Source organism: Rhizobium sp. 01N447_2 (assembly GCF_056399245.1).
On sequence record NZ_JBFTQY010000127.1, the window covers coordinates 1 to 9,715 of the forward strand.

5 protein-coding genes and 3 pseudogenes are annotated in these 9,715 nt (G+C 58.6%); 7 read left to right on the top strand and 1 reads right to left on the bottom strand.

Going from position 1 to position 9,715, the window contains the following annotated elements; all coding sequences use genetic code 11:
- Window positions 1–1,542: potassium transporter Kup (locus AC1ECN_RS37450; RefSeq protein ID WP_477955897.1), on the bottom strand; the 1,542-nt coding region annotated here is incomplete at its 3' end.
- 331 nt (window positions 1,543–1,873) lie between these two features.
- Between AC1ECN_RS37450 and AC1ECN_RS37455 the strand changes: the two are divergent.
- The 7 genes and pseudogenes from AC1ECN_RS37455 to AC1ECN_RS37485 all read left to right on the top strand — a co-directional run.
- A pseudogene (locus AC1ECN_RS37455) lies at window positions 1,874–2,088 on the top strand (hypothetical protein).
- 375 nt (window positions 2,089–2,463) lie between these two features.
- Window positions 2,464–4,569, top strand: a complete 2,106-nt coding sequence (locus AC1ECN_RS37460; RefSeq protein WP_477955901.1) for a putative bifunctional diguanylate cyclase/phosphodiesterase — start codon at window positions 2,464–2,466, stop codon at window positions 4,567–4,569.
- A gap of 229 nt (window positions 4,570–4,798) precedes the next feature.
- Window positions 4,799–5,038, top strand: a pseudogene (locus AC1ECN_RS37465) (BON domain-containing protein).
- A 216-nt stretch (window positions 5,039–5,254) separates the two neighbouring features.
- Window positions 5,255–7,096, top strand: a complete 1,842-nt coding sequence (locus AC1ECN_RS37470; protein ID WP_477955899.1) for a type II toxin-antitoxin system HipA family toxin — start codon at window positions 5,255–5,257, stop codon at window positions 7,094–7,096.
- A 459-nt stretch (window positions 7,097–7,555) separates the two neighbouring features.
- Window positions 7,556–8,170, top strand: coding sequence for a response regulator (locus tag AC1ECN_RS37475; RefSeq protein ID WP_130656917.1), 615 nt, complete (start codon window positions 7,556–7,558; stop codon window positions 8,168–8,170).
- Window positions 8,171–9,238: 1,068 nt separating this feature from the next.
- Entirely contained in the window at window positions 9,239–9,511 is a 273-nt protein-coding gene (locus AC1ECN_RS37480; protein ID WP_130655409.1) for a BON domain-containing protein, read from the top strand.
- A 130-nt stretch (window positions 9,512–9,641) separates the two neighbouring features.
- Window positions 9,642–9,715: pseudogene (locus AC1ECN_RS37485) on the top strand (DUF1236 domain-containing protein); the annotation flags it as partial.

Here is a 9,715-nt window from a genome sequence, read left to right on the forward strand (position 1 = left end):
CTCATGGAGGACCTTGTAGTGCTTCAAGCTATGGAGAAGTGCGGTTGGCGCGCCTTCGATGTCGCTTGTCAGGAACATCGCAGTCCCAGGCACCGTCAGCGGCTTCTTCCGGGCCAGGTTGTCGATGATCGCCGCGAGTGGGATTTCGTCGGCCTTGGTGCGAGCGGCAAGCACGCGGCGGCCGGCCGTCCATGTTTGCATCATCAGCGCCATCGTCGACGCCACCGCAACGGGAACCCATCCGCCATCTGCGAACTTCGCGATGTTGGCGGCTAAAAACCCGGCGTCGATCAGTGACATCGGCACAATAACAGCAAGGGCCGTCGCCAGCTTCCAGCTCCAGATCCGCCGCATCACGATGAACAGGAGGATCGAAGTGATGAACATTTCGCCTGTCACAGCGATACCATAGGCGGCGGATAGGCCGCTTGAGCTTCGAAAGAAGAGCACCAGAGCAGCCACGAATATGAACAGCAGGTTGTTCACCTGCGGCATGAAGATCTGCCCGGATTGCGTTTCGGAGGTGTGAAGGATGCGCAGGCGCGGAAGCAGGTTGAGGTGCATCGCCTGACGGACGAGCGAGTAGGCGCCGGAGATCACGGCCTGGCTGGCGATGACCGTTGCCGCGGTCGCCAGACAGACCATGGGGATTCTCGCCCATTCTGGATGCATGCTAAAAAAGGGATGCTCGGCCATCTCGGGATTGGCGAGCACGAATGCTCCCTGTCCGAAGTAGTTCAGAAGCAGGCTCGGGAAGACGAGCAAAAACCACGCCGTGACGATCGGACGACGTCCGAAATGTCCAAGATCGACATAGAGAGCCTCGGCGCCGGTCACAGCAAGGAAGACCGCCCCAAGCACCGCGATGGCCGAGCCGATGTTGTTTGCAATATACCGGACCGCATGGATCGGGTTGACTGCGCCTAGCACCGACGGATCGTCAAAGATGTGGATCGCTCCGCTGACGCCCAGGACAACGAACCACAGAGCTGTTACGGGACCGAATACCGAAGCGACACCACTCGTGCCGAACCGCTGGACGAAAAACAGCACGGCGATGATCGTCAGAGTGATGGGCACGACCCAAGTGGAGAGGGCCGGCGCCACCACCTCGATACCCTCGACGGCAGACAGGACGGAGATCGCCGGCGTGATGATTGCATCGCCGAGAAACAGCGAGGCGCCGATTACACCCAGGACAAGGACCCACCTGGGGCGCCCGGTCAGGCCTTCGCGAGCGAGAGTCATGAGAGACAGCGTGCCGCCTTCGCCGCGGTTGTCCGCCTTCAGCACGAAGGTCACGTACTTCAACGTGACCACGATCGTCAGCGCCCAGACGATCAGCGAAAGGATGCCGAGCACGTTGGCATAATCCGCTCCCGATCCTCCGRTGGCGTGGAGGGCTTCCCTAAACGCGTAGAGAGGACTTGTCCCGATGTCGCCATAGACGACGCCCAGAGCGGCGAGAACGAGCGATGGCCATCCTTGCCGGGTCAGGTGTTCCAGTTCCGGATCTGCCGATCGCAGCTTGGTCTCGGTCAAATGGCATGTCCTGTTGGGCAAGCGGTGCACGCTGGAAGTTGCCACCGGCTTAACGTCTTTGCAACGCCAGGCGAACGTGAAAAGACCTACACGGCTGTGTCGCGAACATCGCCGTGGGAGGCCATGGCTTCTCTGCGGTCGACCTCTATAATCAAGGACACAGGACGCGCGAGGAACTGGTCACGCTGCTGATCATAAAGTTCGATAGCCCTGACTCGCTGGAGGTTAACGCGCCGTCGTCTACGTCTCATCATTAGCGATAGCGGTCTTCTCTCGTGGCGTGACTCCAGAGGGTGAAAAGGCGCACTTATGGGATCTTGGAGGCATTGAAATGCTTCAATCCCTTATTACATCGTCCGATCAAGACATCGAACTTGTCAGCACTGCGGTTCGRCAGTGGTGACAAAGAACCACTGTGAGATCGATAGCAACAAAGGCCGCCACGCCCTGACCCTTGCCATCGGTCTCGTTCGAAACTCCGCCCGAGACACGCTCCTCCAGAGCCTGACAGAGCGCCTTGGTCCGCGTCACGGCCAATCCCTATAACCGATATATGCTACACGCTTCCCCGCTGGAGCGTCGGCATGCCGCCCTCGATCGACAAGCAGCGCAATCATCTCGGTGCATGAGCGTCGGCTAAAAGAAAGCGCGCATCGTTTCGGTTGTTTCGATTGCGCGACGCATTTTGCCTGCGCGGCGTCTCGTTTACCCGCCGCGCCCGGATTCTCGCAAGCTTGGGCCATAGTCGATGGCTTGAAAGTCGCTACTAACGAAAGAACTATTAACCCTGTCCCTTCCCTCAGGTTTAACGAAAATGGTTTAGGCGTCTGCCTAATTGGAAGGCAGATATCGCATGATCAGGCAGTCGCAGTGGTTTTTGAAGTGGGTGTTCCGGCAAGCGTTTCGGCGTTGGTGGGAGGGGTGCTCTTGGGCACCCTGTATTGGGCCGCGGCCAGAACCGATGAGGTAGCTGCAGTACGGCAGAAGGGTCTCGTCTCTCTCATCGTCTCGAAAATGCAATCCGCGGTCGCACATGATCAAGAAAGCGCCACGGTATGGGACGATGCCGTCGTCAAGACAAAGGAACGCGATCTCGATTGGCTTGATGCCAATCTTGGTCGGTGGATGAATACTTACTTCGGCCATGACGTCGCAATCGTGCTCTCGGCAAACGGCCAGGCGATCTATCAATTCGCCGCGGATTCAGCCAAGGGGTTGTCGCCAGAGGGCCTTCGCAGCGCTTATAGTCCTCTGGCGAACCGTCTTCATGAGCGGCTTATCGCGGGAGACGAAGACGGTATATCGGACAGGGTCCTGTCGATTGGCGAAAGCGATCTCCTGTACGTCGGAAGCCGACCGGCGGTCGTCAGCGTCAAACCTATAACTTCCGACACGGGCAGAATCGAGCAGTCGGCGGGTGACGAAAACCTGCATGTCGCGGTGCGATTTCTTGACGGCGACTTTCCCAGCGATATCGGCACCGAGTACCAGTTCGCCGAGATGCAGTTCACGACCACGATGCCTGACGACAAGCGGCACTCGCAGATCGCTCTCACGTCAAGGTCGGGGCAGGTGATCGGATATTTCAGTTGGCATCCTTTCGAGCCGGGGACGAGCGTCCTTCACGCGACCCTACCGGTCGTCGGCCTCTCCGTCATTGCTATATTCATTGTCGCTAGCCTGGCAGGTCATGCGATCTGGCGACGTTCGGTCAAGCTCAAGTCCAATCACCAGGAACTTCAGCATCTGGCGCTGCATGATACGCTGACTGGTCTGGCCAACAGGGCTCATTTTAAGAGCGAACTTGCGGCACGGCTGGAGCAAGCAATGCCTGAGGACGTCTGTAGCGTGCTCTTCATTGATCTCGACCGATTCAAAGCGGTGAACGATACCTATGGTCATCCGACCGGTGACAGGCTGATTTCTCTTGTTGCGAAGCGAGTGAGGGAGATACTTCCGAACGCCCTGATCGGGCGGATCGGGGGCGACGAGTTTACAGTCTTCCTGGAGAGGATCGGAGTCGAAGAAGTTGCGGTCATCGCGGATAGGATCGTGGCGTGCCTGCATGAGCCTTTTGAAATCGAAGGGGTTTATGTTTCGATTGGTGCGAGCGTCGGCGTTGCAATTGCGAAGGGTGCAAAGGCCGATGCCATCGAGCTGACAAGGCAGGCTGATATTGCTCTCTATCACGCGAAGGCCGCCGGGCGGAATGCATATGCCCTGTTCGGCGAGCATATGGACGAACTTCTTCGTACGCGTCGAAAGCTTGAGCATGATCTTCGTGAAGCACTGTCAACCGGGACGCAAATCGAGATCGCTTACCAGCCGGTCTACTCCTCTGACAGCTCAGTTCCCTGTTCATTGGAGGCGCTGTGCCGGTGGAGGCACCCCRAGCTGGGCTCGATTGCTCCAGACGTGTTCATTCCCCTCGCCGAGGAAATCGGCGTCATCCAAAAGATCGGCGCCATCGTGCTGGAAGACGCGTGCAGCCTGATCGCGCTTTTGCCGTCGATCAGCGTTGCTGTGAATGCCTCCGCCGCTGAACTAAGCTCCCCAGGATACCCTCTGCGCGTTCTTTCTGTCCTGGCCAAGTGGGGGATCGAGCCGACCCGGCTCGAAATCGAGATCACGGAGAGTTTGGCCATTAATGGCGAGGAGAACGCTGAGCGTAATATCTTGATGCTCAGGGCCGCAGGCGTCAGGTTTGCGATCGACGACTTTGGCACTGGATACTCCTCATTCTCCAGGGTGCAGAATGTGACCGTGGACCGGCTCAAGATCGATAAGTCGTTCATTGGAGGGATCCGCGAAGGTCGGAACAGCGCGATCGTCGAGGCGATAATCAACATGGCGCGAGCGCAAGGCCTGCGGACCACGGCCGAAGGGGTCGAGACCAACGAACAAAGAGACGCACTGAAGTCGCTTGGATGCGACAACATCCAAGGCTTCCTGATGTCGCGGCCAATCGGCCGAGGCGAGGTCATGGCGCTTTTGGGCGCAGGGGAAGCCAAGAAAGACCGAGGTTAACGCGCAAACGGTCGATAACTTGACGAGCCATCAGGGAGGTTCTGACTGGAAATCAGCAACATCGCTAAAACCTCCCTGATGCTCCTTTCGACAAGGATCAGGAGAATCTAAGCCCGATCGTGCCGAGGGAAAGCCGGACTTAAGTCCGACCGGCCACGCCAGGACACGCTGCTCATATCTCATGCGAGGTAATGTGAAGCTCCGTGGGAGGGCGGAACAGGAGGAGAATATGAAGTTCGGCCCCAAAACGACATTTACGAAGACCGCTGCTCGCAAGGCCACAGTTCGGCGTCCATGATCGCAACAATCCAAGCAGCCCTTTCTGCCGATCCGGATCTCGACAGCAGTGCCATCGAGATCAGGATGCTCGGCCTCGTCATCCTGCTCGAAGGTTATATTCACGGACCGGGAGAAAGCTATCTCGCTTGCTGCGATTGGCGTTCGCGGAGCGCATTCTCTTTGGAGATAAGCTGTCGGCACCTACTAAACAGCGAGCCCAGGAATATGCCGCTCGACTAATCGCGAGAATCGGCTGTTGCGAGCCCCGACTGGGCAACAGATGCAGCCGGCCGCAATATGTAACTGTCGCGTAGTTGAAATACGCAATAGTTACACGAGTATTGCAGCGGCACAGACAATGTTGTAACTTTCGCGGATCTGAAATGCGCGAAAGTTACGGAAAGACATGCCCCTCCATCTCGTCGGCGAAAATATCGACAAAACCCGCGCTTTCCGTCAAGCCGAGGCTGGCAAGCTTGTTCACTTGATGCGCGGTATTTATGTCGACGCCGATGAGGATGTAGACCAGACGGTGCGGATCCACGCGGTACGCATCGCCAAATACCTTTATCCGAACGCGTACCTTTCGGCCGCCAGCGCCGTCCTGCTCGGACCGATGCGTGATGGCCGGCTGTTCCTGACCGGCCGCCGCGTGCAACGCCAGCGGATCAGGACACTCGAAATCATTCAAAATAAAGCGCCGGACCACCCTTCCGTTGCGCAGGCGGTCGTCGGCGACGACCTGGGCGAACTGCGCGTGCACGTGTCTTCACTGCGCCAACGCTTTCTGGAAGCCTTTCGCATTCGTAGCGAACATGYGGCCTCGTTCGATGAAACGATGAAAGAAGGGATCAGCTCGCGCCTGATCGACGAGTATGGCGGTGCGGAGGCCGCGGCCGATGCTGTGTTCAAGCTTGCTCGAGACAATGACTGGCTTGATGAAGGGCGTGCAGCCGACCGCTTCCTCAAGCAGAAGCCGGCCGCAAGGATTGCCGTCACCAACCAAGCCGCCCTCGACCTGATCGTGGCTTGGCACGGAGCGCCGATCGGCAACTTGATGCACGATGGCTTCGAATGGCGATGGCGGGCGGCCAATCCGGACGGTCCGCCCCTCGTGCGCCAAAGCACGCCCGGCAGGCTGCCTCCCTTTATTGAATCCCTTCTGCCGGAAGGCTGGCTCAACCGAGTGCTGAATAGTCCGGATGAGCGGGTAGAGCTGCGCACCGGCAAGCGGTACATGTCGAACATCACGATCGTCGAACGGGCGGCCGAGCTCGCAGACTTGCCGGCCGATATCCTGCTGACCCGGCTGAATAGCTTTGCGACGGATCATATATTCACGGGAGCTTACGCCGGTCCCGGCCGCGGTGACATCCAGGATTCGTTCGAACAGAACCTCGCGCGGATGTTCGCGACAGGCGCCACACCTCGCCTGTCGGGCGTGCAGATCAAGGCACCGATGTTCCTCGATGCCGACGGCACGCTGATGCCAGCCACGGGCAAGCCGTTCACGCATATCCTAAAGCCTGCCGGCACTTCGGGATTCGAGGCGCTGCCCGCGATCGAATGGCAATCGATGGAGCTTGCCCGTGCGGCCGGATTCACCGTCCCGGAGATTGCGCTCGTTGCGATGCCGGATGGTATGCCGGCAGCCCTTGTTGTCGAGCGATTCGACATCCGCACCAGCCTCGATGACAGGCGCTGTCTGGCACTCGAGGACATGACTTCCGTCTTGGGAGTACGAGCGGAAGACAAATATACAGGCACCATGGAACGGATCGCGGGCGCGCTGCGCACTCTTTCGACCGATGCGGATGCGGACTTGCTGCTGCTCTTGCGGCGGGCGTTGTTCGCCTGGCTGATTGCCGATGGCGATATGCACCTGAAGAACATGGCTGTTTTGAAGATTGCAGAGCCAAGGAGGCGAGATTTCAGCTCGGTCCGCTTGGCACCTCTCTACGACGCCGTAACGACGCGGGTGTTTCCAAACCTGCAGCATGACCGCATGGCCCTCAAAATCACCGGTAAGGACGAACGGCTGAAGAGAGCTGATTTTAAGCGATTCGCGTCGACGGCAGGTATCCCGGCGGTGGCGGCAGATGCGGCCATGGATCAACTCGTAGCGGCACTTAGGCGCGGGCTGGAACAGCTTGCGCCGCCGCCGCGGTTGACAGATGGATCAGTCGGTGCTGAACGAGCGGCGGTGATGCGGGAGATTGTCGGCGAACGTCTGCGCACTTTTGATTAGCCGCGAGCAATTGAGATTTAGCGAACCAATCGAGGCCTCTCTGTTGGATGAACGACAACTACAAGTCAGAAACGCTGACCAAGCGCATTTCCATCCGGATGAGTCTGCGCAATTTCGACGTCACCTGATACGGTTGACGGAGGCGGATGCTGAACTGAGTGAAATCCTTGAGCCCATAGCCGGGTTCGCGCCGATGACTATCGACCACCAACCCTGTCTCCGCAGCCGGACGCGATCAGATATCTGAGCCGGCACCCCATGTCGTTTCGCGGAGGCCAAAAACCATTCAGCGTGGGTGCTGCGGGCGGCAAAATCACGATATCAGACAGGTCTAACTAAAAGTGTTCAGTCGCTCCTGCAATGGCCCTCTGGACGTTTTCTAAAGCCTTGCCATGTCTGTCGATAGCCTATCGACAGGCGACAGATGGTTTYTCAGTCCGAGGAATTGGAGGGTGCAGCTTGACAGCCATTACGATAGCGATTGTGGACGACCACCCTCTTTTTCGAGAAGGGGTGAGCCGCACTCTGTCCGAAATTGATGATTTCGTCGTTGTCGGCGAAGGCGCAAGCGCCGATGACGCCGCGACGCTGGCGGCGTCCCATGGGCCTGACGTCCTTCTGCTTGATGTGTCCATGCCCGGAGGGGGAATCGATGCAGTTTCCGAAATCCTGGCGCGCAGCCCACAGACAAAGGTCCTGATGCTGACCGCCTCGGAGGAAGTCGAATCCCTTGTCACGGCGCTAAGGCGAGGGGCAGCGGGATACCTTGTCAAGGGCATCGGATCACGCGGACTTGCAGAGGCGGTTCGAACGGTCGTTGGGGGCTCGTGGTTCGTCTCGCCGTCCATGCGGGCCAAGATGGTCGAAAAAAGTCTCTTCGTCGGACGGACTTCACTCACTCCCCGCGAACTCGAGGTGATAGAACTGGTAGCCGAAGGACTTTCAAACAAGCATATCGGTCGCCGTCTGAACCTGCAGGAGAAAACGATCAAGCATCATATGACCGAAATACTGTCCAAGCTTGGCGCCAGCAATCGAACGGAAGCAGCAATCCGATGGCGCCAGCGCGCCTAGCGGAGACAATGAGGGCGCACGGGCTGGTCGCCAAGGATTCGTCGTCACTCTAGGCAACGCCTGCCCAAGCGTGCGTCCGCCGTGGGAATAGTCCCTTCGGGTGGAAGAAGGAGCAAGCGAGCCACGGGCAGGTCCGAGCGTCCGCCGCGCGGTCGGTTTTCCACCGAAAGCCGCTGTCTTCTATTAGCCGGGCGGCCGCCCCGACTGGTAGACGCCACGCTCACTGCCATCTTGAAAGGCATAAACAGAGCCGAACCAATGAACACCTGCCGGGGAAACAAATGCCGATCAGGCCACATCCTGATGCTCCTCCTGCGCGGCCGCCCACACTTCATTTGCGGCATCCAGGCTATACCGAAGCCTACGATCAGATTGGGCGGTGGCGAGCGCCACATATAGCGCGAGAACCCCGGCTGCGATGATCGCAGTGTTGGCGATGGCGTCGTTTCGCGTGGAAAGGAGAGCCGCCTTCTTGCGCGAGCCCCTGCCTGACGGAAAGCCGCGAGAAGACAGACGCATGAGGCGTTTACAACGATTTCGCCGAGACCTGTCAGACCGAGGGCGAGCGGTTCCGCTGGAAAGGGGACTTCAAACTTCTGCCATGCGGTCCAGAAAAACGCGATGGCGGGGGCGAGCAGCATGATCAACACGGCCATTCCGGCACATGCCCGGCTTCTTGCCCACTCGGCACAAAGATCGATGCACCCTCGAAGAAGTCGGCGCTGTCCGCCAGAGAGCGAACAAGACGGCTTGGCAATAAGGCATGTTCTCGGCGGCGTCCCTGGAAGGGGCACAGATTCGTTACGGAGTTCGGATGCGCCCGACATTGGTCGATAACTGATGCGTCATCAGGGAGGTTCTGACTGGAAACAGCAACATCGCTAAAACCTCCCTGATGTCCTCGCAAGGATCACGAGCCTGACGTCCTTGCAAGGATCAGGAAAATCTAAGCCGGATCGCGGCGGGGGAAAGCCGGACTTAGGTCCGGCTGGCGATGTCAGCACACGCTGCTCATATCTCATGCGAGGTAACGCGAAGGTCCGTGGAGGGGCGGAACAGGAGGAGAATATGAAGTTCGGCCCCGATAACTACAATCACGAAGAGCGCTGCTCGCAAGGTCATAGTTCGGCGTCCACGATCGCGACAATCGAAGCAGCCCTTTCCGCCGATCCGGATCTCGACAGCAGCGCCATCGAGATCAGGATGCTCGGCCCCGTCGTCCTGCTMGAAGGCTATATAACCAATGCCGCAGACCGCGACAAAGCCATCTCGCTTGCTGCGATGATCGTCGGCTGGGAGAACGTCCAGGACCGGATGCTGAGCCGCTTTCCAACCCAGTAGGCAGCCGAATCCGACGGGCCAGGACCAAGGTCTGAGTGAGGCCCGGCATGAAGTCCCACGTCAGGAACGCTTCCTCCATCTCTCGGTTTGGCTCCGCAGCGGAATCAACCGCATCCAAGGAGGAAAGCAAATGAATATCAAAGTAGTAGGAATTGCCGCGAGCATCCTGTTGGCATCGACCTCAGCCTTTGCGCAGTCGTCGAC